The 25,523-nt window shown below is 38.1% G+C and carries 38 protein-coding genes and 2 tRNA genes; 9 read left to right on the forward strand and 31 right to left on the reverse strand.

The window, feature by feature from the left end:
* Nucleotides 1-54 precede the first annotated feature (54 nt).
* The 19 genes from BQ3481_RS03145 to psmA all read right to left on the reverse strand — a co-directional run bounded on the left by BQ3481_RS03145 (nt 55) and on the right by psmA (nt 9,805).
* A tRNA-Asn gene (locus BQ3481_RS03145) sits at nt 55-128 on the reverse strand.
* A gap of 44 nt (nt 129-172) precedes the next feature.
* On the reverse strand, nt 173-730 hold the full coding sequence (locus tag BQ3481_RS03150; protein WP_157926935.1) for a 50S ribosomal protein L6: 558 nt from the start codon (nt 728-730) through the stop codon (nt 173-175).
* The gene (locus tag BQ3481_RS03155) at nt 720-1,112 is read right to left on the reverse strand and encodes a 30S ribosomal protein S8 (RefSeq protein WP_157926936.1); all 393 of its coding nucleotides are present in this window, start codon (nt 1,110-1,112) and stop codon (nt 720-722) included. The genes BQ3481_RS03150 and BQ3481_RS03155 overlap by 11 nt, the downstream gene beginning before the upstream one ends.
* 6 nt (nt 1,113-1,118) lie before the next feature.
* On the reverse strand, nt 1,119-1,295 hold the full coding sequence (locus tag BQ3481_RS03160) for a 30S ribosomal protein S14 (RefSeq protein WP_148693767.1): 177 nt from the start codon (nt 1,293-1,295) through the stop codon (nt 1,119-1,121).
* Between the two features lies 1 nt (nt 1,296).
* Nucleotides 1,297-1,818: a 50S ribosomal protein L5 gene (locus tag BQ3481_RS03165; RefSeq protein WP_157926937.1), complete on the reverse strand. Its 522-nt coding sequence runs from the start codon at nt 1,816-1,818 to the stop codon at nt 1,297-1,299.
* 5 nt (nt 1,819-1,823) lie between these two features.
* Nucleotides 1,824-2,540 (reverse strand): S4 domain-containing protein, encoded by a 717-nt coding sequence (locus BQ3481_RS03170; protein WP_157926938.1) that lies wholly within the window; start codon nt 2,538-2,540, stop codon nt 1,824-1,826.
* Complete coding sequence (rplX, locus tag BQ3481_RS03175) at nt 2,540-3,031, reverse strand: 50S ribosomal protein L24 (RefSeq protein ID WP_157926939.1); 492 nt, start codon at nt 3,029-3,031, stop codon at nt 2,540-2,542. Before rplX ends, BQ3481_RS03170 begins: the two co-directional genes overlap by 1 nt.
* Nucleotide 3,032: 1 nt before the next feature.
* Nucleotides 3,033-3,470: an uL14 family ribosomal protein gene (locus BQ3481_RS03180; protein ID WP_157926940.1), complete on the reverse strand. Its 438-nt coding sequence runs from the start codon at nt 3,468-3,470 to the stop codon at nt 3,033-3,035.
* Nucleotides 3,470-3,793 (reverse strand): 30S ribosomal protein S17, encoded by a 324-nt coding sequence (locus BQ3481_RS03185; RefSeq protein ID WP_157926941.1) that lies wholly within the window; start codon nt 3,791-3,793, stop codon nt 3,470-3,472. Before BQ3481_RS03185 ends, BQ3481_RS03180 begins: the two co-directional genes overlap by 1 nt.
* Nucleotides 3,790-4,056 (reverse strand): ribonuclease P protein component 1, encoded by a 267-nt coding sequence (locus tag BQ3481_RS03190; protein ID WP_157926942.1) that lies wholly within the window; start codon nt 4,054-4,056, stop codon nt 3,790-3,792. The genes BQ3481_RS03185 and BQ3481_RS03190 overlap by 4 nt, the downstream gene beginning before the upstream one ends.
* Nucleotides 4,053-4,256 carry a 50S ribosomal protein L29 gene (gene rpmC / locus BQ3481_RS03195; protein WP_157926943.1) on the reverse strand — a complete coding sequence of 68 codons (204 nt, stop codon included), beginning with the start codon at nt 4,254-4,256 and terminating at the stop codon, nt 4,053-4,055. Before rpmC ends, BQ3481_RS03190 begins: the two co-directional genes overlap by 4 nt.
* Complete coding sequence (locus BQ3481_RS03200; protein ID WP_157926944.1) at nt 4,256-5,017, reverse strand: 30S ribosomal protein S3; 762 nt, start codon at nt 5,015-5,017, stop codon at nt 4,256-4,258. The genes rpmC and BQ3481_RS03200 overlap by 1 nt, the downstream gene beginning before the upstream one ends.
* 2 nt (nt 5,018-5,019) lie before the next feature.
* A complete protein-coding gene (locus BQ3481_RS03205; protein ID WP_157926945.1) occupies nt 5,020-5,475 on the reverse strand; it encodes a 50S ribosomal protein L22 in 456 nt (151 codons plus the stop codon).
* A gap of 5 nt (nt 5,476-5,480) precedes the next feature.
* The gene (locus tag BQ3481_RS03210) at nt 5,481-5,876 is read right to left on the reverse strand and encodes a 30S ribosomal protein S19 (RefSeq protein ID WP_157926946.1); all 396 of its coding nucleotides are present in this window, start codon (nt 5,874-5,876) and stop codon (nt 5,481-5,483) included.
* Between the two features lie 41 nt (nt 5,877-5,917).
* Nucleotides 5,918-6,184 carry a 50S ribosomal protein L23 gene (gene rplW, locus BQ3481_RS03215; protein ID WP_157926947.1) on the reverse strand — a complete coding sequence of 89 codons (267 nt, stop codon included), beginning with the start codon at nt 6,182-6,184 and terminating at the stop codon, nt 5,918-5,920.
* On the reverse strand, nt 6,181-6,996 hold the full coding sequence (gene rplD, locus BQ3481_RS03220) for a 50S ribosomal protein L4 (protein ID WP_157926948.1): 816 nt from the start codon (nt 6,994-6,996) through the stop codon (nt 6,181-6,183). Before rplD ends, rplW begins: the two co-directional genes overlap by 4 nt.
* A complete protein-coding gene (locus BQ3481_RS03225; protein ID WP_157926949.1) occupies nt 6,993-7,985 on the reverse strand; it encodes a 50S ribosomal protein L3 in 993 nt (330 codons plus the stop codon). Before BQ3481_RS03225 ends, rplD begins: the two co-directional genes overlap by 4 nt.
* 228 nt (nt 7,986-8,213) lie before the next feature.
* Nucleotides 8,214-9,029, reverse strand: a complete 816-nt coding sequence (locus tag BQ3481_RS03230; protein WP_157926950.1) for a putative RNA uridine N3 methyltransferase — start codon at nt 9,027-9,029, stop codon at nt 8,214-8,216.
* A 38-nt stretch (nt 9,030-9,067) separates the two neighbouring features.
* Nucleotides 9,068-9,805: an archaeal proteasome endopeptidase complex subunit alpha gene (gene psmA / locus BQ3481_RS03235; protein WP_157928451.1), complete on the reverse strand. Its 738-nt coding sequence runs from the start codon at nt 9,803-9,805 to the stop codon at nt 9,068-9,070.
* Between the two features lie 51 nt (nt 9,806-9,856).
* Here psmA and BQ3481_RS03240 point away from each other — a divergent pair, with 51 nt between their 5' ends.
* Nucleotides 9,857-10,273: a DUF371 domain-containing protein gene (locus tag BQ3481_RS03240; RefSeq protein ID WP_157926951.1), complete on the forward strand. Its 417-nt coding sequence runs from the start codon at nt 9,857-9,859 to the stop codon at nt 10,271-10,273.
* Nucleotides 10,274-10,278: 5 nt separating this feature from the next.
* Here BQ3481_RS03240 and BQ3481_RS03245 read toward each other — a convergent pair whose 3' ends face one another.
* The 6 genes from BQ3481_RS03245 to purQ form a co-directional block, all read right to left on the reverse strand.
* Nucleotides 10,279-10,815, reverse strand: a complete 537-nt coding sequence (locus BQ3481_RS03245) for a winged helix-turn-helix domain-containing protein (protein ID WP_157926952.1) — start codon at nt 10,813-10,815, stop codon at nt 10,279-10,281.
* Nucleotides 10,816-11,151: 336 nt separating this feature from the next.
* The gene (purC, locus tag BQ3481_RS03250; protein ID WP_157926953.1) at nt 11,152-11,979 is read right to left on the reverse strand and encodes a phosphoribosylaminoimidazolesuccinocarboxamide synthase; all 828 of its coding nucleotides are present in this window, start codon (nt 11,977-11,979) and stop codon (nt 11,152-11,154) included.
* 82 nt (nt 11,980-12,061) lie between these two features.
* Nucleotides 12,062-12,307, reverse strand: coding sequence for an Lrp/AsnC ligand binding domain-containing protein (locus BQ3481_RS03255; protein WP_157926954.1), 246 nt, complete (start codon nt 12,305-12,307; stop codon nt 12,062-12,064).
* Nucleotide 12,308: 1 nt separating this feature from the next.
* On the reverse strand, nt 12,309-13,745 hold the full coding sequence (gene purF, locus BQ3481_RS03260) for an amidophosphoribosyltransferase (protein ID WP_157926955.1): 1,437 nt from the start codon (nt 13,743-13,745) through the stop codon (nt 12,309-12,311).
* Complete coding sequence (gene purL / locus BQ3481_RS03265; RefSeq protein ID WP_157926956.1) at nt 13,738-15,903, reverse strand: phosphoribosylformylglycinamidine synthase subunit PurL; 2,166 nt, start codon at nt 15,901-15,903, stop codon at nt 13,738-13,740. The genes purF and purL overlap by 8 nt, the downstream gene beginning before the upstream one ends.
* Nucleotides 15,900-16,580, reverse strand: a complete 681-nt coding sequence (gene purQ / locus BQ3481_RS03270; RefSeq protein ID WP_157926957.1) for a phosphoribosylformylglycinamidine synthase subunit PurQ — start codon at nt 16,578-16,580, stop codon at nt 15,900-15,902. Before purQ ends, purL begins: the two co-directional genes overlap by 4 nt.
* A gap of 178 nt (nt 16,581-16,758) precedes the next feature.
* On the opposite strand from purQ, the gene BQ3481_RS03275 reads away from it, so the two are divergent.
* Entirely contained in the window at nt 16,759-17,364 is a 606-nt protein-coding gene (locus tag BQ3481_RS03275) for a rhomboid family intramembrane serine protease (RefSeq protein WP_157926958.1), read from the forward strand.
* 126 nt (nt 17,365-17,490) lie between these two features.
* On the forward strand, nt 17,491-17,931 hold the full coding sequence (locus tag BQ3481_RS03280) for a CBS domain-containing protein (RefSeq protein ID WP_157926959.1): 441 nt from the start codon (nt 17,491-17,493) through the stop codon (nt 17,929-17,931).
* On the opposite strand, the gene BQ3481_RS03285 is transcribed toward BQ3481_RS03280, so the two are convergent.
* Nucleotides 17,928-18,188, reverse strand: a complete 261-nt coding sequence (locus BQ3481_RS03285) for a phosphoribosylformylglycinamidine synthase subunit PurS (protein ID WP_157926960.1) — start codon at nt 18,186-18,188, stop codon at nt 17,928-17,930. The genes BQ3481_RS03280 and BQ3481_RS03285 overlap by 4 nt on opposite strands.
* A 3-nt stretch (nt 18,189-18,191) precedes the next feature.
* Between BQ3481_RS03285 and BQ3481_RS03290 the strand changes: the two genes are divergently transcribed.
* Nucleotides 18,192-19,085 (forward strand): methyltransferase domain-containing protein, encoded by an 894-nt coding sequence (locus tag BQ3481_RS03290; protein WP_162287733.1) that lies wholly within the window; start codon nt 18,192-18,194, stop codon nt 19,083-19,085.
* A 1-nt stretch (nt 19,086) separates the two neighbouring features.
* Here the strand turns inward: BQ3481_RS03290 and BQ3481_RS03295 are convergent, their stop codons facing one another.
* The gene (locus BQ3481_RS03295) at nt 19,087-19,548 is read right to left on the reverse strand and encodes a cupin domain-containing protein (protein WP_157926962.1); all 462 of its coding nucleotides are present in this window, start codon (nt 19,546-19,548) and stop codon (nt 19,087-19,089) included.
* Nucleotides 19,549-19,561: 13 nt separating this feature from the next.
* Nucleotides 19,562-20,044 (reverse strand): hypothetical protein, encoded by a 483-nt coding sequence (locus BQ3481_RS03300; RefSeq protein WP_157926963.1) that lies wholly within the window; start codon nt 20,042-20,044, stop codon nt 19,562-19,564.
* 279 nt (nt 20,045-20,323) lie between these two features.
* Between BQ3481_RS03300 and BQ3481_RS03305 the strand changes: the two genes are divergently transcribed.
* Nucleotides 20,324-20,398: transfer RNA gene (locus tag BQ3481_RS03305), tRNA-Thr, on the forward strand.
* Nucleotides 20,399-20,441: 43 nt separating this feature from the next.
* Here the strand turns inward: BQ3481_RS03305 and BQ3481_RS03310 are convergent.
* Nucleotides 20,442-21,074 (reverse strand): YkgJ family cysteine cluster protein, encoded by a 633-nt coding sequence (locus BQ3481_RS03310; protein WP_231911850.1) that lies wholly within the window; start codon nt 21,072-21,074, stop codon nt 20,442-20,444.
* Between the two features lie 41 nt (nt 21,075-21,115).
* On the opposite strand from BQ3481_RS03310, the gene BQ3481_RS03315 reads away from it, so the two are divergent.
* The 3 genes from BQ3481_RS03315 (at nt 21,116) to BQ3481_RS03325 (ending at nt 22,959) form a co-directional block, all read left to right on the forward strand.
* Entirely contained in the window at nt 21,116-22,024 is a 909-nt protein-coding gene (locus tag BQ3481_RS03315; protein ID WP_157926965.1) for a hypothetical protein, read from the forward strand.
* A gap of 57 nt (nt 22,025-22,081) precedes the next feature.
* A complete protein-coding gene (locus BQ3481_RS03320) occupies nt 22,082-22,312 on the forward strand; it encodes an Lrp/AsnC family transcriptional regulator (protein ID WP_157926966.1) in 231 nt (76 codons plus the stop codon).
* 149 nt (nt 22,313-22,461) lie between these two features.
* Nucleotides 22,462-22,959 (forward strand): Lrp/AsnC family transcriptional regulator, encoded by a 498-nt coding sequence (locus BQ3481_RS03325; protein WP_157926967.1) that lies wholly within the window; start codon nt 22,462-22,464, stop codon nt 22,957-22,959.
* A 579-nt stretch (nt 22,960-23,538) separates the two neighbouring features.
* Here BQ3481_RS03325 and BQ3481_RS03330 read toward each other — a convergent pair.
* The gene (locus tag BQ3481_RS03330) at nt 23,539-24,072 is read right to left on the reverse strand and encodes a hypothetical protein (RefSeq protein WP_157926968.1); all 534 of its coding nucleotides are present in this window, start codon (nt 24,070-24,072) and stop codon (nt 23,539-23,541) included.
* 95 nt (nt 24,073-24,167) lie between these two features.
* On the opposite strand from BQ3481_RS03330, the gene BQ3481_RS03335 reads away from it, so the two are divergent.
* Nucleotides 24,168-24,305 (forward strand): YHS domain-containing protein, encoded by a 138-nt coding sequence (locus tag BQ3481_RS03335; RefSeq protein ID WP_157926969.1) that lies wholly within the window; start codon nt 24,168-24,170, stop codon nt 24,303-24,305.
* A gap of 71 nt (nt 24,306-24,376) precedes the next feature.
* Here BQ3481_RS03335 and BQ3481_RS03340 read toward each other — a convergent pair whose 3' ends face one another.
* On the reverse strand, nt 24,377-25,522 hold the full coding sequence (locus BQ3481_RS03340; protein WP_157926970.1) for a thioredoxin family protein: 1,146 nt from the start codon (nt 25,520-25,522) through the stop codon (nt 24,377-24,379).
* Between the last annotated feature and the right edge of the window lies 1 nt (nt 25,523).

Genomic DNA, 25,523 nt, shown 5'->3' on the forward strand with positions numbered 1-25,523 from the left:
AAGTTCCCTAGTCAAAAATAAATATTTCTAAATTCGAATTTAGAAATATTAGAGCGCCGCCCGCCAGACTTGAACTGGCGACCCGCTGGTTAACAGCCAGCTGCTCTACCACGCTGAGCTAGGGCGGCAATAAACTTGTTCGTAGAATAAGCGGATTTATTCCTTGCTGAATCTATTTTTCGATCTTGTCAAGTTTCTCAAAAAGATAAAGACCGTCAAGAAAGACTCTATGATCTTTGTTTTTGACTTTGGTATTTTGTTGTAGACTTCCAGCAGTCTGTGACACATCAGTCAATACAGGCCCAGTTATTATCACGTCGTCACCTTTTGGAACTACTTTGGTATCTCCAAATATTTTTGAGACTCGGGCAGCACGTTCACCTTGAAAGTTCTCCACGTGAATATTGCCATCTTTTACCTTTACAGTGATTGGAAAGTGTGCGTATACAATTTTCATTTTAAAAGTATAACCAGTTTGAACACCCGTGATCAGTGTATTTATTATGGATTCAGCAGTCTTGAATATTGCATAGTCTCTTTTACGAATTCCAACAGATTTTAAGATGACATTCTTACCTTCAACTTGCAATTCTACAGGTATTTTTTTGAATGTTTTTCGTGTTTTCCCTAACGGACCTTGTACATGCAATATCTTGTGACTTACAGATGCTTTTACGGCATCAGGAATTGGTATTGTTACTTCGTGTATTTCAACTGTTTTAGTAGACAAATCCTATCAATAGCCCTCCCAAGCCACTCTTTATTGCTTCGTGATGAGACATCACTCCTTTGTTTGTAGTTACTATCAACATACCACGTGAGTATGATGGCAGATATTGTTGTTCCCATTTAGCATAACCATCTTTTTTTACCTTGAACCTAGGCGTAATTGCACCGCATTTAGTAATTTTTGCCAATAGTTGAATCTTAAACTTGCCACCTTTTTTGTCATCCACGTGTTCAAATTCTCCAATATAATTATGAGTTTGGAGTGTCTTCAATACGTCTGTTGCAAGTTTTGAAGTTGGCAATACAACACATTCTCCTTTTCTTCTTGCCTCAGTATTATACAAGGTTACAAACATGTTTGCTAGAATATTAGTTGCTGGCATAATCTATCACTTGAACTTCCTAAACCCTAACGAGTCTGCTACTTCTCTGAAACATCGTCTGCAAAGATCCAGATCATATTTTTGAATTACTGCGTTATAGTCACCACATCTTTTACACCATCTTGAACCCTTTCCAAATTTATGGACAGTCCTTCCAGTTACTTTGTAATCACGATTTTTCATTTTATACTACCTGAATTCCAAACTCACGGGTTAGAAATGCTTTTGCTTCTTCCGAGGTAATTATGTGAGTACGTCCAACACTAGCTTTGTGTTTACTTCTTACTCTAATACTAAAACCTGGTCTTGTAAGTGAAATTGCAATATCAAGACCCAGGATTCCATCCTGTGGATCATATTTTACACCTGGAATGTCTATGTGTTCTTTGATACCAAATGAAAGATTACCAAAATTATCAAACGATGAGCCCTTCATCTGATTACCCTTTGCAGCAAACAATCTCTTGATGAGTTGAATTGCGGGCTCATTTCTCACTGTAACTGCAACGCCGATTGGTTCACCTTTGTGTACGCCCCAGTCACGTTGAGTAGCCTTGGCATATCTAGGAGATGGTTGTTGACCTGAAATGTGTTTTAGTGCACGTTTTGCTTTTTCAATTGGTTCACCAGATTTACCGACGCCCATGTTTAAAACCACCTTTGCAATTGAAATTTTCTTCATTGGAGATTCTGTTTGTTGTGCCATATTTATCACTGGATTTGAATAACAGGTTTGTCTTTTCCTACTGCCATTACCAAGTCTGCTGGAATTTCGATTTGTCTGTCGCCCAAGTCAACATCTGCTCTTTTTGGTAAGATGAATGTTCCTGGTTTAAGTTCTGTGAGTTTACCCATACGTCCTGCGTTTACTCCACTTGTAATTATGACCTGAACTCCTTTTTCGAGTGGTATTATGTCAAGAATTTTTGTTCCCGGGACCTCAACTACACATGTATCTCCTACACTTACCTTCGTGTCAGAAACTAGTGTTCTGCCGTCATGAAATCCGAGTTGGGTTTTTTTGTCTTTGATTGTTACCTTTTTAGTAACTTTGAGTAATTTCTTTGATTTTTCAGAAGAGTTGATCTTAATTGGTCTTAAGACAGTCAAATCTTTTGGAACAAGTCTGTATATATCAGATACACCATCTAGTTCTACAACATCCATCAAACCAATTCCATGATGAAGTGAGTTCCTTACAATGCCGTCTACTTTGACTTTACCACCATAGATTACAGATTTTGCTTCTCTTAGAGAAGTAGCAAGTTTTAGTGTATCACGGAGGAATACCGCAGTTGGTATTGATACATCTTTTTTATGGCCACCAGGTCTTACTGTTACTACAAATCTTTTGTCTTTTCTTGTAATCCCCCAGAAAAGCGGAGCCATTTGTCTTTTTAGTTTTTTACTGCCTGAAATGCTAACCATTACTTAGTCCCCTTTTTTTCAATTTTTGATTTATCTTTTTTATCATCTAGTTTTACTTCCTTTGGTTTTTCCTTGCTAGCCTCTTTTTGTTCTTTTGGTTTTACCTCTTTTGTTTCTGGCGGAGTAATTTTTACAGTCTTGGGCTTTTGTCCTTCAAGTCTGCTTTGTCTCCACTTGTCTTCAAGATTCAATGAAGTAATAAGCACATTTGATGGGTGAATGTAAATATCGACATTGCCGCCTTTGAGTTTTTCACGTTTTATACCTTCTATTGCAACACCTCTTTTTTCAGTAGATATACGAGTAACTTTACCTTCAATTCCTTTGAATTCTCCGCGTAATACTTTGACACTGTCACCCTCTATTACACGCATACTTTTACAATGATATTTTTCTTTAAGATCTTTTGACAAGTGAGAGCCAAGTTGTTTGCTAAGTAGATGTTGTGATGCAGTATACAACATTCTTTTGCGTATCTTTGTTGGCTTCATATCATACCACCATCGATGCCAGGTTTGCTATTCTGGGATATTTTTCAGCTGCTTCTACTGCTACTGGTCCCTTGATTTCGGTGCCTTTTATTTCACCTTCAGGCGTTACAAGTACTGCTGCATTGTCTTCAAATGTTACTCGCACCCCGCTTAATCTCCGTACAGCATATTTTTGTCTAACAATAACAGCACCAAATATTTGTCCCCTTAGTTCACCAGGACCTTTCTTTACTACAACATTACAAAAGTCTCCAACAGCCGCCGATGGATAACGAGCAACTCTAGTCTTTGTTTTTTGAACCATTACAATTTCTAAGATCTTTGCACCAGTGTTATCAGCACATACCACTTGCGCTCCAAGTGGAAGAGCTCTTGTAACATATGGTCGGAATTCTTGAACGCCTTTTGCTGAAACTGCACGACTCTTTGTTGCTGCCATTATGATACTACCTCAACTACAACAAAAGAAACACTCTTTGAAAGTGGTCTGCATTCAGCAGTAAGAACAACATCTCCTTCTTTTACATCCATACATTGTGGTCTGTGTGCATGCAATTTGCTTTGACTACGTGCATATCTCTTGTATTTAATATCAAGTCTTGGAAACTCTTGCTGTACAACAATTGTTTTTGGTGCTCGAGCACTTACCACTTTGCCTTGAACTAGCTTACCTCTAATACTCAAAGTTCCGTGGAAAGGGCAAAGATCATCATGACATTCTGATTTTGGTGCTTTGACTTGAAGTCCTATGTTTCTAGTCATGCCTTTACTCCCATCCTTTCAAAAGATCTTTTTGCAATTGTGTTCCCATCTACAAAAGTAGACATTTCATCAAGGTTGAATTGCCAGATCGAATTTTGCTTAGGTATTGTCTTTACCCCTGTTGCAGTTTCAATTGCAAACATGGATTTTGTTTCGTCAATTATCTTTCCGTGTAACCCCACTATTTGGGAATTGTTAGATTTTACAATAGAAGTTTCAAGTCCGATTAATTCATGACGTGTGATATTCTCTGCCGTAATCATTTAGATTTCATCTCATTTAGTCTAGTTAATACTCTTGCGATGTCTCTTCGAAGAGGTTTTACCTTTCCGCTATCTTTTCTCAATGTTCCTTTAGATGCTTCAATCTTTAGTTTGGTTAATTCTAAACGCAATTGTTCCAATCTATCTTTAAGATCAGTCTCGTTGAACTCTCGAACTGTTTTCATCTTTATTCGGGCCATTACTTGAGTTCCTCCTCTACTTCTTCAAATGTTTCCACTTTTTCTATCAATTTCTCTTCAAGTTCAATTACTTCACTTTCAGTACGTGGTTTGGTTGGATCAATTTGTGTCTCTTCAACAATTTCAATTTCCTGTGGAAGTTCCTCAACTTTTTGTTTTGTATCTTTCTGGATTGCCTTTAGTTCAAATTCTGGTATGAATCTCTCTTTTCTTGCAATGCGTATTCTAACTCCAATAAGACCCATTTTTGTTGGTACATGAACTATATCTTCTGAAACTATGACTGTTGCTTGGTGTCCGGCTCGTGGAAGCACACCCTTACTGTGTTTTTCAAAACTAGAACGATCGCCCCTTAGTTTACCAGAAGTTGTTATTTGTACACCCATCGCTCCTGCTTCCATTATTGTTTGCATTGTCCACATGACTGCACGTCTAAATGCAGTTCCTCTTGCAAGGTGTTGAGACATTCTGTTGCACATCACACTAGGTTCAAGCTCTGGTTTTGTTATTTCGATGACAGATATCTGCGGGTTTTTGAGGCCAAAGTCTGTTTCTAAAACTTTTGTGAGATCTCGTATCCCACTTCCTTTTCTTCCTATTACTATACCAGGCCTTGTTACATGCAATCCAACTCTAGTTCCTGTTGGAGTTTTTTGAATATCAACTCCTGAAAAACCAGCTTCTTTGATTGCCTCTCTTAGATAATCTTTCAAGAGCATCAGTTTGTAACTATCATTGATTACATTTTTCACTGAAGACATGTTTATAGTTCCTGAGCTACCAGCTCAACATGAGTAAGAATATCCACTTTTGGTGATGCACGTCCCATTGCACGAGGAGTGAATCGTTCAAGTTTTCTCCCCTTGTGCACTGTAGCATTAATTATTTTTAACCTGTCAAGATCCATTCCACGATATTCTGCATTTGATTCCAAGTTATCAAGCAGTCTGATGAATTCTCCTGCTGCTTTTTCAGGATATCTCCCAGACATGACGCCAGTATCTGACTTGTGACCTATTTCATTATGATATCTCTTAAATGGCACAGCGCGTTCCAAATTGGTAACAGATTGTAAGTAACTTCGTGCAGATTCAATCGACATCCCCTTTATCTTGTGTGCAATTTCTCTTGCATGTTTGTGTGAGATTGTTTTTTCTCGCAATGCGGCACGAACGTGTCTTGTTTTATCATAATTTTGGAAAGCGTAGCTAAAATGCATATGTATCACTTCAATGGTACGTACAAGCTTGACCTGGATGCCCCTACACCAGGTGCACCATGTATGACTCGTTTATTGGTTCGTACAAATTCTCCAAGGTAGTGTCCTACCATTTCTTGTCTAATTGTGACTGGCAAGAACTCCTTTCCTGAATAAACATGAATTGTAAGACCGACAAAATATGGTAGAATGATTACATCTCTTAGATGTGTCTTGATTTGTGTGTTAGATTTACCTGCTTTGACAGACTTTACCTCTTCCAGGAGTTTTCGTTTGCCATCTGTAATACCCCTTGTAAGTGATCGTCGTGCTCTAGATGGTAAAAGCTCAAAGAGTTTTTCTAATGAAAGACCTTGAATCTCTTCAAGTGCAAGACCTCTATACTTGTATTCTTTAACCATTTATTTTCACCATCACTTTAGTTGATTCACGATTGACCATATTATAGCATTCCTATCTTTGTAGCCAAGTCTCTTGCTTTTTCAATCGTCTGGAATTTTACAAAAGCTTTCTTACCATATACTGTTCTGCACACGTTCAACCCGATTGGATCTTCTTTGTATAGAAGTTTAATCGCTTCAATTATTTTTGGTTTGGTTGCCTCTTCTCTTACCAAGAAACAGATTCTGCTTTCATTTTCAACTAGTGCGAATGTCTTTTCAGTAATATACGGTTTGAGTATTATGTGATTTGCTTCTTCAACGTTCATTTGTTGATCACCATGATTTCAAGATGAGGAGACTTTATTTTAGAAATCTCATCAATTGCACCCTTTGAAAATACTGTCAATCGTATAGGTTGTGCACCAGGGGCCAAGTCAAGTACACTAAGATTCTTTACGTTTACTACATCTACTCCCAAAAGTGAGCTTGATGCCTTTGAAAGATTCTTGGAATCTTTTACTACAAGCAATACACTCTTGCCCACCTTGGTTTTCCTGCCTCTGAGCAGTGGTTTTCCGGAACGGCCCTTTAGTCTGCTTTTCAGCCTGTCCACATCTTGTGACAAATTTAGGGCATCTAAAACTTTGACTAGTTCTTTCGATTTTACTACTGATTCAATTTGATCAGATATGACTACTGGAAATGATTCAATCTTGTCTACTTTGTGGCCTCGAAGTTTTATCAATGCTGCAGATGCTGTTGCTGCCAATGCAGAACAAAGAGCAAGACGGTTTTCTTTCTTGTTTAGCATTTTATGTATAACTCGCTCAGATGTTGGCGGGTGTGCTTGCCTTCCTTTACGTGTCATTGCAACTCCACCAGCCTGACCTTGTCTTCCACCTCCACCGCCAGCCATTCTTGCAACTCTTGCTTGGTGATGACCTGTTGGAGGACTGTTAGATTCTGCAACTACATCCATACCAGCATTTGGATATCTGCCCTGTCTTTGAAAAGAGTGAGATTCCAAGTGGACATATGCTTTGTGAATTAGCTCATTTCTAACCGGAGTTGAAAATACATGTGGCAATTCAACTTCGCCATCTTTTGAACCGGTTGTTGTAAAGACTGGAACTTTCATATCATAATCTCCAAGATCTTTGGTTGTGTGACCTTTGTCAATTTTGGTCTTACCGGCGCACGAAGTTTTACAAGTCTGCGATAAGTTCCCGGGATCGAACCGCGTATTACAACATAATCACCTTGCACCAAACCAAAATGTTTGTAACCACCAGGAGGATTGATTTTTAGTTCATCGTTTTGAGTATTGCTTACTATCATGATTCTACTATTGTACTGAGTTCTTTGATGAAATCCTCGTTGACCTGCTCTTGGAACAGAGTACATGATTGTGGCAGGACTGATTGGACCTAATGTACCAAGAGCTCTGACACTTTTTCTTGATTTGTGTTGTTTCTTTTTGACACCCCATCTTGCAATTGGACCTTCGATACCTTTTCCTTTTGTAATTGCTGCAATATCAACTTCAACCCCTTTTTGAAAAACTTGATCTACTTTGACTTCTTTTCCCATGAGATCTTTCAAGAATGCAAATTGTTTTACAATATCTCCGCCCTTTACTGCAACTTCAAAGACATAGGGTTTTTTTTGTTCAAGTCCTGCTTTTCTTGGAAGAATAGCTGCAATTGCAAAGAGTTCGTCAATTTGTGCAAGTGATTTTTCTGCTTTTTCTATTGCTTTTTCATCCAGTTTTGTTTTGAATAATCTTGAAAGTTCTTTTGGTAAATCTTTTGCATAAACGTCAAAAGTAGAATCTATTCCATACCTATCTCTAGAGTAACCCCTGATTCCAATTATCGACATTGGCGGGGTCACTACAACAGTGCCAAGTCCAACAAGTTGTTTTCCAAAGTTAGGAGTTTTTTCTCGATCGTCAATACTTGCTATGCGCATACAAGCTGCTTTGAATCCGGCATATCCTAGAAGTTTTGGTTGCTCTGATTTTACATCGGGCCAAGTTCTAATTCTGGCTTCCATGCTCTTCGCTCGTGCCCTTGGCAAATATGCAAGGCTTCCCCTCCTAGGCTGACTATGCTTCCTATGGCCCATTGTTAAACAAAATTGTCGAAAAGCCCATTATAAGTCTATAATTAGAGGATGATTGGTTTTATTTTAAAAATTTAGATCCTAGTGTAAGAAATGCATCACACTATTTACCATAAGTATGCCGCCAATTATTACTCCTGCAATACCTGCAATGATGCCAAAAAGTAAAAACTTCTTTTTGTCTAATGTTTTCTTGTCCAATGTTCTGCCACCGACGATCCCGTATTAAAACTAGTTACGGGTCAGGGTGTTCAAAACTGCAAGAGTTCCAAGAATTGCTTCTTCCAGTCTGACTGTTTCGGTTGCCTGATCTGAAAAGAAATTTAGTACCTGAGATTTAGGAATGTGACCAATATTTTTTCCCAGGATCTCATGAACTCCTTTTTTCGGCGAGCCAAAAATGAGCAATATGTGTTCGTGTGAGATCTCATCAAAGTATTTTTGTGTCTTGTGGATTGATTTCCCCTTTCTTGATGTGAGTATAACAGTAGATCCCCAAGTAGTAAGAAATGTGTATAGATTTGACACTTCTTTTACGTCATATCCCCAATATTGTGAGATCTCTTCTTTTTCGATCTGTTTTACTGTCAATGCTGGATATCCTTCCTTGAATTTGACGATTATTCTTTTTCCATCATCATCTTTGCTGTAAAATGGAATAAGTTGTTCAAAACCCACATTTACGAATTTTTTTCCTTTGTATTGTACCACAACTCCATCTCTGACATCTCCTGCCCTGATTTTTTTCGGATCAGATGTTTGTATATGAGATGGGATCTTGAGCGGACTCAGACTTCCTGCAAACTGGAATTCATCGCTTATTGGATAAAGTATTCTGCGTAAATATTGCGGGGTTTCAAGATAACGAAGTAGATTTCTAAGTAATGATCTATCTCGGTCAGAACCGCTTTGTTCCTTGTAGATGTAAATTGTATCTATATGAAATATTGAACATGCCCTTGCAATCTGAGATATTTTCATTGCCTTGTCAAGCGGAGTTGGTTCTTCAGAAAGTGATGAGTCTGGAATAGCTATTGAAACTTTCAATGTATGTCCTAGATTATTGTGCTATAAAATATTAGATGCTACTTGGGTCTCTTGGCAATATTTTCTTTTGCCTTGACAGCAAATTGTTCAATATCTTTTTCGCTTGTTCTCGTCAACTGTTTTGTGGCAATTGGAATTTGTGACATTTTGATGTGTTTGGTGCCTTCTTTTTCTTCGCTGACAAGATAGATAGACTCGATTGCCATAGCTGCTGCATCTTCAACAGACATGTCCTTTTTGTAATTCTTTTCCAAAAATTCTGTAACTTGATCTGCACCTGCTCCAATAGCCACTGCATCATATGAGATGTATGTTCCACTTGGGTCAGTCAAGTATATCATGCTACCACTTTTGTCAATTCCTGCAATTATGAGTGCAACACCAAATGGTCTCACACCTGCGTATTGAGTATATTGTTGGGCTTGATCTGCCAAGTGTTTTGCTACTGCCTCTACCTCTATTGGTTCATCATATATCATTCTGTTACTTTGCGAAAAGAATCGTGCGTTATCAACTTGGGATCTTGCATCAGGAATGTAACCTGCTGCTGCCACTCCAATGTGATCATCGACTTGAAATATTTTTTGAGTAACATCAGAATTTTGTAATTTTCGTGGCTTTTCTTCCACTGCAAGTATTATGCCATCTTTGCTCTTGATACCAATTGCAAGAGTGCCTCTTCGTACTGTTTCTATTGCATATTCTACTTGGTAAAGTCTGCCATCAGGAGAAAAGACTGTAATTGCCCTATCATAACCTGCTGCAGCTGGTAGCATTTCAAAATTCATCCTTTGAAGGTTTAATTTAAGTTTATACAACTTGAAAGCGTGCGTTTTGAGATCTCATTTCATGGTCACAAAAATGTAAGATCACTTCATCCAAAATCAATCGAGATAACAACTGATCCAGATCTTACGGTAAATGGAGATTGTATTGTAGGCGTAGGAGCTTCATGTGGTTGTCTTGGAATTCCAGATGAAATGAAAATACTGTTAAGAAAGCCTCAATCAAAGGTTACATGTACCATACTTGTTGAAGATCTTTCATTTAAGATCACAGGAAGTGGTAGTGAAAAACTTACTCTGGCAAACCCACATGACATTGTTATTAGAAAAAGCAATTTCACATGTCCTAGGACATTGTCAATCGGATGCGATATTGCATCAGATGCAATTCCCCGTCAAATGATAAAGGCCTTGCAGAACCCATGGACCATAGGAATTTTTAGAATAGAAGTAAAGTGAAGAATTTATTTTTGCAAAAGCAATTGCCCGTTATTTTCAAACACTCTAGTCATTGCCCTGTTAACAATCTCCATCACGATTTGTTCCTCATAATTCGATTCGGCAGTGACATTCTTGGAATTTTTTTTCTTTATTTTTGATCCAGTGTTCTCTGCAATATTTTTTATTACTTTTTCCAGTTTGACTGAAGTGTCTGCAATTGTCTTTGAAAACTCGGTTTCAAAATTGGCAGGAAGTTTTGTTCCCATGACCCGAACAGATGTACCATAATATTTCATTACTGCGCCCCGGACTTCTTCCATTTTTACAATTTCGATCAGTCCTGCATTTTTTAGGATATCAAGATGATGTCTTATGGTGGTGGTTGCTTTTCTATATCCAATCTTGTTAAGTTCCTCAACAATCTGTTCTGTAGCAAATTGCTTATGATACAAGATTTGTAGAATCTTTATTCTTGCAGCATCATCAAGGGCTTTTGCTTGATCTGCATTAGTGCTAAGTATTTTGCTTATTTTGAGTTCTTTTTGTAGCAGTGTAGACATTTTACAGACTCTACTTTTGTAGTTATCCTAAAAGATCAAGAGATCATATTTTTTTGTCCATTACGTAACTTTTTTTTATGTTCCAAGTTTGGTCAATTCACAGCAATGTTTCCAGATACGATACCATAAACTATGGCATATACTAATTCAAATCATAATAGTATCAACAAATCAATAACAGTGTCATGTAGATCATACCATTACTAGTGTAATTGTACCGGTACAAAAAATACTAAAAATTTAAAAAAAATGAAAAAATGAAAAACTTGCAAAAATATAACATCAAACGAGCAGCAAGAAACAAAAAATACGGACGACCCAAATCAGAAATTCGAGTTAAAACTTGATTCCAGTTATCTTTTCGTATGCAGTAATGTATCTTGATGACAATTCAAGACATAGTGCATCAGAGAGTGGTGGTGCAATTGGTTCTTTTCCAGCATCCCTGTCATCTTCAAACTTTTTTTGATATCCGTTTGATGCAAGCCAATCACGCAATAGCTGTTTGTCAAAACTTTCTTGAATGTGTCCTATATGATACGATTCTTTTGGCCACAATCGGTATTCGTCAGGTCCAATTGAATCGCCAAGTAAAATCTCATCTCCCACCTTACCAAACTCTAGCTTCAGGTCAGCTAGAACAAATCCTGCAGCATCTGCAATTTTAAACATCTGTCCATAAATCTCAAGTGACGTGGTTTCAAGCCACTCATACTCGTTTTTACTTACAAGGTTTCTATCAATTGCATCCTGCTTTGATATTGGAACATCATGTGTTTCGGATTTTGTAGTAGGATCAAAGATCGGAGTGGGTAGTTTTGCTGCAAGTTGTGAAATAAAACCGTCTGGCAACTTGACTTTACCATCTTTCCATCTTTGAACCAGGCTACCGTAAAAATATCCACGTACCACACATTCAATTGGAATCATTTGCATTTTTTTTACCACAATTTTGTACTTTCCTTCTGTTCGGACGTAATGATTTTTTGTCGGTAGTTTTTTGAACCAAAATTCAGCAAACCTGCACAACACCTCACCTTTTCGTGGAATCGGAGTTGGGAATTTTACATCAAATGCAGACACCCTGTCTGAGAAATGAAATAAAATATTGCCGTCTGGAAGCTCGTAAATGTCTTTTACCTTTCCTGAGCGTAAAAACTTCAAACAGGCGGTCATTGAACTGGCTGGGATTTAAACTGATATACATTCAAGATTTCCGATAATCAAAAAGAGGGTTAATTCTCGCTTATTTTGTGTTCTTGCCAGCAAGTGCAGGTAGAGTAGTGGTAGAAAGAACGTTTTGCACCATGCGGATTTTTTTTGTAATGATCTTATCCAATTCTGGTCTTGTAGGAGCCTGAACCTTGACAAATATATCATACTGCCCAAATGTTCCTGTCGCTTCTTTTACTCCATCAATCTTGAGAATATCGTTCATGACATCCATTTCATGCCCCATCTTGCTTTTCACCAAGACAAATGAGAGTTCCATATCATTCACCTTTGATTTCTGCCCTTGTTTTAAACATAGGCTTTATTCCCAGTGTAGAATAGTCTCCGCTTGAGCAAGTAAAACACATTGAGTTAGAATCCATTCCAACTGCATCTGCGAGGTTCTTTGCATCATTATAACCAAGAAAATCTGCCCCAATAAGCTGCCTTACTTTTTCAGTAATTTCATCTTCAGTGTATTTTTTTCCATCACCCATGTATGTTACAAGTTCATCTTGTGATGGAAAGTCAATTCCAGCATAACATGGGAATTGAATTTGTGGGAATGTTATCACCATGCTTATCTTTTTTGCACCTGCTCTACGCAGAGCCTTGATGATTGCCTTTGAGCTAGTACCTCGAACAAGACTATCATCAACAACAACTACATGTTTTCCGGATATGACCTGTGTGATTGGAATTATCCAGCGATTAATTTCAACTCTATCTGCCTGATGTGGTTCAATAAAGCTGCGCAATGGGCCCTTTCGGCTATACCTATCTTTGAGTAATCCTTCTTCAAATGGCACTCCAAGCTCTTGTGCATATCCAAGTGCTGCAGGCCTTGCAGAATCAGGAACCGGGATTACAATATCTGCATCCTTTATTGCAAACTTGCGAGCAAGAAATTGCCCAATCCTTTTTCTTGCCAGATAAATGTTAGAGCCCTCCATTACACTTGAGGGATGTGCAAAATAGGTAAATTCGAACGAACAGTGAGCTGGTTTTTTTTCTTCTGAAAACATTTCAGATTCCAAACCAGTATTACTGATTTTCAATAGTTCACCAGGTTTTACATCACGGATAAGTTGTGCTCCCACTGCAGAAAGTGCTGCAGATTCGGAAGCAACAATGTATGTATTATTATCTTTTCTATATCCTAAAACCATCGGTCTGAATCCTTTTGGATCACGTGCTGCATAAACAGCATTGTCATCAGATACAAATGTAAAACAGAACGAGCCAACCATTTCATTTTTTAAAATAGATAATGCATTTCCAAGCTTTCCATTATCTGCCATCAGTGTAACAAGCCTCTGGGCTGCAATCAGCGTATCACTGACATTTTGAGGAGTAAAGGTGCATCCCCCTACCATTCCGGTGAGTTCTTCTACGTTAGAAATAGTACCATTGTGAGCAACACATAGGTCTTTTACCTTGAGCGGTTGAGCATTTTCCAAGTTACTTTTGCCCATGGTAGAATATCTGACATGACCTATTGCCGCAGGTGATTCGTACTCACGTGTAACTTTGTCAAACTCTGATATTGCCGAGGAGACAAGTCCAATCTGTTTATGCGGTTGTTTTTTTGGTATTGCTACGCCCCATGCTTCCTGGCCCCTGTGTTGAAGTGCACGCAGTGAATCAATCACCATCGGAATAACATTTACACCATCCAGACTAAATATTCCGACTACACCACAGTTTTCCTTAACCATGTGTTACAAGTTCCCCCAACGAGTTTAACCATTTTTCTTGTGCTTTATCAACCCTTACTCTAGCTACAGTATTTGTTTTTTCTTTGAATATAATGTCCTTGCCTGAAAATATTCCAATACGTGCATGTGTGATTCCCCTTTGTTTGAGGATTGACAAAGTTTGTTTTTCATTTTGTGGCTGTATTACAAGTAGAAATCGTGAATGAGATTCTGAGAACAACAATTCATCATGATGTAATTTTTCTGAAGGAATTTTTTCAACTGAAATAGTACATCCGGTATTATTCATGATGCAGATCTTTGACACTGCAACTGCAATGCCTCCCTTGGAGCAATCATGTGCAATTTTTACAGTATCCTGCTGTACTAATTCCAATACAGCATCCTGTATTTTCTTGGATGATCTCATATCAACTACAGGACACTTTCCACCAACTAGTTCATGAATATATTCATAATATTCAGATCCTCCAAGTTCGTCTTTTGTAATTCCAAGTATGATAAGCAAGTCTCCATTTTCAATTTTTTGTGAAACTAGTGGTTTTTCATCTATGAGACCAAGCACACCAATAAGAGGAGTTGGTTTGATTGGGCCCTCATTAGTTTCATTATACAGACTTACTTTTCCCCCAACACAAGGAATTTCAAAATATCTGGCATAATCAGTGATTGCCTGGACTGACTCTTTGAATGTCCAAAAAATTTCAGGATCTTCTGGATTTCCGAATTGTAGATGATCAACCATTCCTATTGGTTTTGCACCAGTGCAAACTATGTTTCTACAAGCCTCATCAAAACATCCAATGATGCCATCCCTTGGATTTACGTAACAATGTTTTGAATTCCCATCAATTTTTGCAGCCAAAAATTTACCATTGTCTAGCCTCAGTACGGCACCGTCATTTCCTGGCTTGACAACTGTTCTTATTCCCACTTCATGATCATACTGTGTGTATACCCACTGTTTGCTTGCAATGTTTGGATTTGAAAGCATTCTCAAGAGTGTCTGTGAGAGATCTTTTGGTACTTTTGGTTTTTCTATTTTTTCAATATTACCCAGATATTTTGGTTTAGAGGATGGTCTATCAAGAAGTGGTGCGTTTGCAACTATCTGACTTGGAAGTTTTGCAACCGTATTTTTGTCCAATTTCACCTCCATCAAAGTATCACTTTTTATTCGTCCGATTACAGAGTATGGGACTCTGAACTTGTCACATATTTTTTTTAGTGTATCAAGTTTTTTCAGATCAGTAATCACGAGCATTCTTTCTTGTGATTCAGATATCATTATCTCAGAAGGAGACATGTTTTGTTCTCTAGTGTGGACAAGTGATAGATCAAGTTCAATTCCTACACCCAGTGCATCAGCAGTCTCAGATATAGCACATGACAACCCTCCGCCCCCTAAATCTTTCATTGCCTTGATGCATTTTTGATTTCGTGCCTCCAAGATCACCTCGATTACTAGTTTTTCAATAAATGGATCAGGAATTTGTACCGCAGAACGGTTTTCTGCTTCAAGTTTATCAGAGGCAAATTGTGACCCACCTACTCCATCGCGTCCAGTAGAACCTCCAATTAGAACGACATAATCACCCTTTTCTGCCTTGTTTCTGATCAGGTTTTCTTTTTTGCCAAATCCAATTGATGCTACATCAACTAGAGCATAATTTGTAAAACACTTGTCAAACTCAATCTCGCCACCAATTGTCGGGATTCCAAGACAGTTACCATAGTCTGCAATTCCCCGTACTGCATTTTTGAAGAGCCATTGAGCATGACGATCTTTTTCAATATTCCCAAAACGTAACCCATCCAAGAGTGCAATCGGTCTTGTCCCAGCAGACAATATGTCTCGGATTACTCCACCAACGCCAGTAGCAGCACCGCCATATGGTTCCACTGCAGACGGATGATTATGACTTTCAATGTGTACTGTGACAACATAGCCGTCTCCAACATCAAGCACACCAGAATCATAACCTGGTCCAGATATCACACGTTTTCCCTCTTTTGGTAAAATTCTAAGATGTTTCTTAGAAGACTTGTAGGAGCAGTGTTCTGACCACTCTGCTGCGACAATCTGTAGTTCTAAATGGTTAGGTTTTCTGCCTATTTTTTTTTCGAGGTATTCAGACTCGTGAGGAGTGAGGCTCATGCTGTTATGCCCAGTGTATTCAAAAGTGATTCAAAAATTAATGATGCAGGCTTTGAATCATTTGGATTTATGATTTGTTCAGCAGACCTTTCAGGATGTGGCATCATTCCAACTACATTCCCTGCCTTGTTTGATATTCCAGCTATGTCAAGAGAGGCACCGTTAACTTTTTCAGAATAGGTAAACACGATTTGATTATTTTTTTTCAATAATGCGAGAGTTTTAGCATCCGCATAGTATCTACCCTCGCCGTTTGCTATTGCAATAGGGATTCTCTGGTTTAGTTTGAACTTGTTTGTAAAAGGAGTCTTGTTGTTTTTGACAATTATTTCAGTCCACTTGCACATAAAATTTAAAGAGGTATTTTTTAGCAGTGCACCAGGTAAAAGACCAGATTCGACCAATATTTGAAAGCCGTTACACACTCCAAGAACAGGCATGCCCTTTTCAGCCATCTTCTTTACGTCTTTTATGACAGGGCTATGTGCAGCAATCACTCCTGCCCGTAGTCTGTCGCCATACGAGAACCCTCCCGGCAATACTATGGCATCCACATTCTTGGGTAGCTCATCAGTATGCCACACAAGCTTGGACTCTAAATGAAAAACATCTGTTAAAACATGATGCATGTCACGATCGCAATTACTACCAGGAAATACGATTATTGCAACCTTCACGAATTACATTACTTTTCAGACATATTAAATTGAATCGACAATAATTTTTTTTAAAACTAATTGGGAATTATCACACTTTATCTAGGTATACCTGATCGCATGGTGGATATATCGATCAAAATGTAGACCGTAGTATTTTGCCCCATCGTTTTATTATGGCAACCAGGTTTCAAGAAGAATGCTAAAACTTGGTGTTCCTCCACCCGTTACTACAACACTGGTTGTTGTAAATATTCTAGTTTTTGCATACGGCATCCTTAGTAACTCACAAAATGTAATGATTTCCCAGTACGGGTTTGTTCCAAACGGTTTGTTCAAGGATGGCTATCTCGAAGATAGTATTTTGAGACTATTTACATCAATGTTCATCCATGCAGGCATTGCACACATTGCATTCAACATGTTTGCATTGGCATACATGGGTGGATTTGCGGAGAGAGCCATAGGCAAGCCAAAATATATTGCACTATATCTATTAGCAGGACTTGGAGGAGCGCTATTTCACGGAGTTGTTGCATCATATGCACTTGGAAATGGAGATTCTGTGCTCATCGGAGCGTCAGGAGCAATCTCTGGGATTCTTGGAATTTCGGCAGCGATGGGAGACATAAGAGGGTATTATTGGTTTGTAATTCAAATACTCTTTGTATTCATAGGCTCTATTGCATCACTTTCAATAGCATTTGCTGCACATGTTGGTGGATTTATCACAGGACTTGTTCTGACAAAACTTTTGATCGAGCTGGAACGTAGCAAGAGAAATCCATATCGAGGGTTGACTTGATTATAGTGTAACAAGATTTTCAAAAAAGTGGTTCAGTTCAGAAAAATATTCCAGACACATTTTCAAGTTATTTTGTTTGCAAAAAGAGTGGAATCGTTTTTATTCTAATATCCGTTGGTACTAGCTATGGGCCTAGTTCGTGACATCATGGTTCGTACTGTGATTACTATTGAGCATGACAAGAATGCAAAGGATGTGGCGCTGCTCTTTGCAGAAAAAGGAATTAGTTCGCTTGTGGTGGTCAAAGACGGCAAGCCAATCGGACTTGTGACTGAGAGAGATCTTGCTCGTAAAATCTCAACAACTGATAGAAAAAGTGCAGAGGTTCCACTATCAGAGATAATGTCAGCCAACTTTAGATGGGTTGAGCCAATGACTCTGATCGAAGACGCTGTCCAAAAGATGTTAAACAAGAATGTGCGAAGACTGCTGGTTTTAGACAATAACAGCTTGGTGGGAATCATAACAGAGACAGACCTTGCAAAATACTTGCGAAGCAAGTTGCTCATAGACGGAGCCTTGGACGACGTTACTGCCCTTAACAGAAAAGTGATAAAAAGTGGCTAGGAATCTAGCGTCTCAGTTGATACTTTACTTACAAGCGGATTGAATATTCTAAATTCATTACATATTCCAAGTACTGTCTTTTCTGCAGACTCTTTGTTTTTTGCATCTATCACAAATCTGAGCATCTTAGCAGAACGAACCTTTTTGATGCTAGTCTTTTTGTCTTTTAGAATCAAGTCGTTTAAGATTGTATCGCCTTCAGGATCTACAATTTCAGGTTTGTTTTCAATTATTACATTGACTTTAAAGGAAGGCATAAAATGCGTTCAGTTACAATCAATTTAAGCTTTGAGAAAGACCATAAGGAAATGAAACCGATTTTTGATCCAATACAATACAAGATAACTGTCAAGACAAACTGGAATACAGTAGCTTCAGAATACCATTACAACTGGGCAGATAAAAAGATCGGACCATTCAAGTCCACCATGGAAATCATAAAATTGTCAAGCATCAAACCTGACAACAAGATACTAGATGTTGCTTGCGGCACAGGCGTTGTATCAAAAGAGATTTCTCAAGTGCTTGGTCCAAAAGGTCTCTTGGTTGGAATTGATTTGTCCAGAACAGCACTTGACATAGCAAGAGGATCAATATCATACCAGAATTCAATCTTTATTGAGATGGATGCAGAAAACATGGGATTTAATTTTAAGTTTGATAAAGTTACATGCCAGTATGGTCTTATGTTTTTTCCAGATTCAAGAAAAGTTTTAGAGTCAATTAGAAAAATTTTGAAGCATGATGGAGTGCTAGTTGTTGCAGTACATGGGCTTGCAGAGGATGTGCCGTATTTCAGTACCATAATGAAACCGGTTTTGGAGCACATTCCAGACATTAGACCGTATGGAACACCCACAGTACACAGATTTGGCAATCCAAAGGATTTAGAGTCAGAGTTATCAGGAGCAGGTTTTGAAGATGTCATCATAACAAGGCATGATTTTGTCTACGAACCTGGAACCTTTGAAGAGTATTGGACAGATTATATGAACTCTACTGCAAATTCTATCAAAACAAAGATGGAAAGCTATGGACAAGAGATCATGGACAAGATAAAACAGGATGCAAAGAAAAATGCATCACAATATGAAAGAAACGGTAACTTGATGTTCCCTTGGACTGTACTTATTGCATCCGGGATCAATCATTGAGTTATTTTATTTTTGTGGCATACGATTCAAAATCAGATTCATACCAGATTGTTTGTGCTTCTTTTGCTTTTTCTGTAAATATGTTAAGTGCTATATGAGCAAAGTTTTTTCCCTTTATGGCACCATGCCAGTGTAAAATATTTTTAGGAATGAAAACAATATCGCCTTTTGTAAGACTCGACTCTGAGAGTTTTTTTATCCGGACTTTATCTCTGTTGATGTTAGTTTTTTTGTAAATCACAAGTATTCCTGTACCCTTTGTGACCACAAGAATTTGTCCGCCTTGGTGATAATGCACCTTGGTCCTTGCACCGTTACTAAAATTCGCAAGGTATGTTTTTTCCCCTTGGATTTTCAGATGGGCTGAAATGTCACTTAGCCATGCATTTCCCACAAAATATCTTTTTTTACTTTTGACAAGTGCCTTGTCGGGTCCTAGTTTCAAAGTGTTTATTTTTTTCACATCAATACAACTCCTACAGTCTACCAAACTCGTAAGATGTCGAAATGGACGTCGGCATATCTCCCGACACTAGAACAATTTCATCATGTGCAAATAAGGGTATGACATCATAGTGATCAGTTATCTCAGTCCCATTTACAAATACCTTGAGGTTTTTGTCTCCATGAGTCAGTTCTTCAAACGTATGTGATATTTCAGGCGTACTGTCCCAGACTTGTACGAACTGGCCTAACGTAAACTTGTTTTGCGTTGGTGATTCTATGTGAATTACACCAGAGGTGTCGTGAGTATGAAGCCAGCAGAGACATTCATTTTGTTTGATTCCAATTCCAGTAGGAATTGTAATTTGTTTTGAATCAACAATCATGTCAAGGTGTGTGTGAACATGAAAGACCGTACCCTCGGATGGATCACATTCTACCCCCTGGATGTTTCCAGTAGGTGCAGATGGAGTATCAGAAAAATACACCATAAGAACAATTATCACTGCGGCCACAACCACAATTCCTGTAGCCTGGTATTGCTAAGATTGGGAGGTCTTTGGCCTTCCAGTAGAATTCTTTTTTTATGAGATTCCTTGTGTTGAGATAGTTTATTTGAACTTTCAAATTTACTTCCACAAATATCACATTTTTTTTCAGTGGCTTTCAACACCAAAATCAACAGATCAGGATATAAATTTCGTTTGATATTGCAGTATTTGACAAGAATTAGATCAGATCATTTTGTAAGTTTGATAACATTTTAAACCACCTTCCCAAGTCCATAACCTAATGCCAACGTAGCTCAGCCTGGCTAGAGCATCTGACTTGTAATCAGAAGGTCGAGGGTCCAAATCCCTTCGTTGGCTTGAACTTTAATCAAGAATCAGAATTTTTGTACCACTTTCACGGCTACTGGCTTAACGCAGTATCAGAGTCAAATGGTACAGAATGCGCGACCTGGTATAGAATAAATCTAAGAAATGCAGACAGTGGTTTTCTCATCCAGTGTTTTTTATTCCATTCTAAGATAAGATCATGGTAGAATTTCCATTCATCATCATCTTTTTTGAGATGTGTTTTCATCATTGTTTCAAATTCTCTTGTATTCCAATCAGCAGGACACATTTTATCACTCATTTGAGTTAGTTTTCCATCTTTCATCTGAAATGGATATGATTTGCACACACCAGGTTTGAATTCATTTACAGTGCATCGAAAGACATCTTTTGATTCAACAAGAAATGTACATGCATCATTTTTTTGTTTCAAAGCCAGATCAACTAGGCCTTCTTTTACCTTAATTCCCAGATCGAAATCTTTTGCACCATATATATCAAGAAAATTCTCAGGGTCCAACCCTAACCCGATTGAAAGTCGGTAAACGTCATGTGCATTAACAAATATCACATATTCTTTGCAACAGTTTGTATGGCATGAGACACATGGGTATTCCCGAGTATCATTTCCTGTTGAAACATCCAAGTTACGTTTTTCATTTTGCCCGGCTTTATTCCTATGGACAGTGAATGTTTTATCTACCAAATGTAAATTACAATATATCATAGGATTGTAACTATAATATCATGCGCAAGATTATGTACTTCGTATCAATCGCCAGTGCAATCTTTGTAATTGCAGTAGTTGGCGACATTGAATTTTACTACATGACGGGACAAAATGAAAAATCGTCTGTCGTAAAATCAATCTCCCAGTCAAACATACAAAATATTAATCTTGTAAACGACTGTATGCAATTTCAGAGCCTGGACAGCCTTACAAGTTGTAAGATATCCATTGCCCAACTAAAGCAAGACTGTAAGAAACCAGACTATCAAGATTCAGAAATTTGCAAGGACTCAAGAATTGATCAGTTTCTAGACACGGTAGACTACAAGATAACGTCTGCCCAGAACCAAATGGCCGAAGTGTCTTCTGAGCTTGATAGTTCAATTTCCAATTTAGTTAACCTGTGCACACATGCAGATATTCCAACGTGTCAGTCAACAATGATAGAACTAAAACAAGAGTGTTCTGCTAGAAAACTGGACCAGATCAAATCTTGTACAGACCCAAGAATTGATCAGATAATTTCCAAGGATATCAATTACACTTCAACCAGTTCAGCATATTTCCAAGACCAAGTCTTGTCATTTATTGACACATGTTCCAAAGCAAGCTGGAATGATTCCATTTCAACATGCACTACCACTGCAAGACAGGTAATGAGCCTGTGCCAGTCTAGTCTTGCCCCTGCTTGCAATGACAACAGATTGCAGCAAATAGCAAACATGGGCCTCAACGCTGTAATAATATCAAAGATAGAACAACTAAATAGTAGACTTCAGACTGTTCTTGACAAGTGTTCTAGCAAAATATTAAACAAGACAGAGTGCCTGGATTCTGAAAGCACCATAGCCGAATCATGCAATGGAAATTTCAAGCCATATTTCCCAATATGCTATGATCCAAGAATTCAGAATTTAACAAGATGAAATACTATTGTATAAAAATTAACAAAAGTTAAGTAACGTAAATGAGACCAAAACATAATGGAAAAGGGATTTATTTTAATCAATTGTGAACTAGGTGCAGAAGATTACATAATAGAGGAGCTCAAGACGATACCACAAGTAAAAAGTGCCCATGTCACATTTGGAGCCTACGATGTCATAGCAGAGATCCAGGCCGCAAATTCACAAGAGTTTGATACAATATTATCTCAAAAAATACGCTCGTTAACACAGGTAATGAGTACAATGACCCTAAAAGCCACTACTTGACTGCAAAAAAATATTTTCCTAAAAAATAGTGTAGAAACATGATTCACAGATAGTAGATACCCAGATTACAGAAAATTGTAAGACGTGATTAGCTTGTTCAAATTATCATTCCACATGCTCAAGTGCGTTTTGGCAGATAGTACCATCAGATGTCAGACGCATTTTTGACGGTAGTTGACAAGATAGACCGGAGAATAATAGAATTGCTCATGGAAAATGCAAGGATTCCAGCTCGCCAGATAGCTATCAAGCTAAGAAACGAAGGTCACGATATTCAAGATAGGGCAGTTGCGTACAGGATAGAACGGCTTGAAAAAAAGCAAATAATCAAGGGTTATGAGACAATTCTTCGACAATCACTTGTTGAGGACTTTGAAGCCCTGTATCTCAGATTCAAGGCAAGCAAATCATCAGACATCATAACGGACAAGATTTGTAATTTCGTGAAAGATTTACCAAATTGTTTGCTGACTGCAACAGTTAGTGGAAACTGGAATCTTTTGATATTGACTGCAAAAGACGAACATGGTAAAAAGTGTGAGAGACAGATAATTGAGAAATTTTGTGATCATATTGAGGATTACAGAATTTGCAACTTGAAATTTGAATCCATCAATACGCTTAACATGCAATCAGTCATGATATAGAAAATAAAAACATATTCAAGATTTGATCAAAATATCTTTCTAATGTATCATCAACCCAATTGTTTCATAAGTGAACACATTGAGAACAAAGTAAAAAAGACAAAACTTATCCGGTAATCCCTATCATGTAGACGAAAGTTTATCATTTTATCTTCTTTATGATTATTAGAAAATATGTGAAAAATAACCCAAATTTGAGTTTAATATATTCCAATTAAAGTACAATGAATGAATAATCAATAAGATGTGTGAATGAAAATCAGATAATGGGTGGATTTGTCATGCAAGTTGTCACACTGGTTTTAACTAGTCATAACTAAGATTTTTTACAACAAGTCTATTAGTGTTATTTTAGTGGTTTCTTTGACTTAATATTATGATACTAGCAAAGCAATATCATTCATTCTTTACTATCTTGGATTTTTACACCTGCATTATTCATTGGTTCATGCAGCCACTAACTCCACCTGATGGTCTTTTACAATAATCAAAACTGATGAAGATATACAAAAACCCTATCCACCAACCAAAAGTAACAGCGACATAAATCAACAAAAACGATCTACAGGATGTAGTTTCCTATTTTGCAATCAATCCAATGTCTTCGTGATTATTCATCATTGACATCATGGATTTTCCTGCAGGTATGACATGCGTGTGCAACGTGTAATAGCCTGGCTTGTCAAGAATAAAACTCACAACATACTTGCCGTTTCCAATGTTCTTTGCGTCAAACATCGGTCCTAGCATATCCATTGTACTCATAGGTGCACCTCTCTCGATTCCAACTACGATTCGGGCATCTGTCAAGGGCCTGCTAGTTGTTTTGTCCAGAACAAGAAGCGTTATTGACTGTATTTTCCCAACAGATACTGCTTGACTGGATTTTATCTTTATTATAACATCTTGTGGAGAATCACTCATCATTTTACAATTCATTCCAGAACCGGAACCGCCCATCGTGTTGCCGGACATCATGTTTTTCATCATGGAATCCATGTTACCAGAGCTCATCATCGAATAAGCGTCGATGTTGTTTTGCGATACCAGGACAAAAACACTTGCTGCAAACACTCCTAATGTAACAATAGATATGATTGTCCGTTTTCCCATTTCTACAATCTGTTCTACTCACGCGAGATATATGAATACAACATTTTACAAATGTAAAGTACTGAATTTATCTATCACTTTTCTGTAATACGCCCATGGCTAGAGATCCAGTATGTAAAATGGAAGTGGATGAAAAGAGTGCGCCCTCATCAAATCACGGAGGTCAGACCTACTATTTTTGCTGTCCATCCTGCAAAGGCGCATTCGAGAAGAATCCTACCAAATATGCTTGAACGCAGCAACTCCCAACAGAAGATGTAGTAAATTTGCCAGAAAATTCTTTTTATTCTACTCCATTTCTGGCCTAGCCAAAAGTAAATGTGTAGATCTGAAAGCCTGACTGTGCTGTGATTGTGAGTGTGTGTGAGCCGGCAGTGCTACTGGAGACCAGATTGTAGAGTCTGTTTTCTGAAACATGAACAGTACCGTTTTGAACATCTGCGCCTGCATCACTCGCACTTATTGGATTTCCGTCTAACAGGATATGAAGGTCAGCTTTGTTTGCAGCCACTATATGGACATCCTTTGCAAAGTATGGTAAAACTATCTTACCACTTTGTGACACAAGCTTCATGCTGTCTGCAAGGTTCTGCCACTGTCCTTCCAGATAGAAATGATCTTGTTGCAGATCAGATGGTAGTGAATAGCTCACAGTCTCCTCGGGCTTGAAGCCTTCAGAGTTTCCAATGAAGCTTCTGCCAGTCACAAAACTGTATCCAAAGTAGAGCTCTGGTGTCTGTTGGTTTGCAAACTGGTGCTCTTTTATGTTGACAAGGGATTGGTCTACGTTAATGCCCAGCCCAAGACGCTGGCTGCGTTCATCTAAAAGCTGCTGTATTGCTTTTTCAGTCTCATTATAATCTCCCTCTCCAAAATGAGTGTGTCTTATGTGCCCAGTTGAATCTGCAAGATATTCAGCAGGCCAATATCTGTTACCAAAGGCATTCCATGTGGCATGGTCATTGTCAAGCACAACAGGATATTGTAATCCATATTTTGCTACTGCCATCTTGACATTGTTGATATCCTTTTCAAACTCAAATTCCGGGGAATGAACTCCTATAATCAATAGCCCCTTGTCTGAATATTTTTCGTTCCATGCTTTTAGATATGGAAATGTCCTAATGCAGTTGATGCAGCTATACGTCCAGAAATCGTAGAGAACCACTTTGTCTTTCATTGCAGCTTTGAGGTTTTCTGGTGTCGTGTTGACATATCCTGATATGCCTGTAAGATCTGGCGCTATTGGATACTGACTTTCATCTATTTGCGTAGTCTTTGTACTAGATGCGCTGGAATCTACGTTTGTAGATCCCTGTTTGTTATTGTTTGTAGGTACTTGGGTTACAACTTTTGGTTTGTCAAGTGTTGTAAAGTAATAACCAATTCCTCCAATTCCTACTGAAACAACTATCGCAATTATTATGGCTGTTTTTATCTCGGTTCTCATG

Source organism: Candidatus Nitrosotalea okcheonensis, assembly GCF_900177045.1.
GTDB classification, from domain to species: Archaea; Thermoproteota; Nitrososphaeria; order Nitrososphaerales; family Nitrosopumilaceae; genus Nitrosotalea; species Nitrosotalea okcheonensis.